The 388-nt window shown below is 61.1% G+C and carries 1 pseudogene; it reads right to left on the bottom strand.

The features are described 5' to 3' along the window. Positions 1 to 388 (bottom strand): annotated as a pseudogene (locus tag EOA22_RS37460) (alpha/beta hydrolase); the annotation flags it as partial.

Genomic DNA, 388 nt, shown 5'->3' with positions numbered 1-388 from the left:
CCATTGGCATCCCCCTCAAGGGTGATGGTGGGCACCGTGATCACCGGGCTTTCGGCCAGCCGTTTTTCCAGGCCGTCATATTCCGGCTCGCCTCGGACCAGGCCGAGCCTCCAACGGTAATTGTGGATGACGATGCTGACGTGATCCGGGTTGTCGAGACACGCAGCGCTGCGATCGAACGTGGCGTCGTCAAAGTCCCACTTCGGCGAGGCGATCCGCCAGATAAGGTTTGCGAAATCGCGCCGGTACTGTTGATACCCGGCCCGGCCGCGTTCCGTCGCGAAATAGTACTGATACCACCATTGGAGCTCGGCCTTCGGCGGCAGCGGCATTCTGTTTGCCGCGAGACTGCCGATCAGATAACCGCTGACCGAAACGAGCGCATTGC

This window comes from Mesorhizobium sp. M7A.F.Ca.US.014.04.1.1 (assembly GCF_003998745.1).
Lineage (GTDB): Bacteria > Pseudomonadota > Alphaproteobacteria > Rhizobiales > Rhizobiaceae > Mesorhizobium > Mesorhizobium ciceri.
The sequence above is the reverse complement of the archived record's forward strand: the minus strand, read 5'-3'. Positions and strand labels throughout refer to the sequence as shown.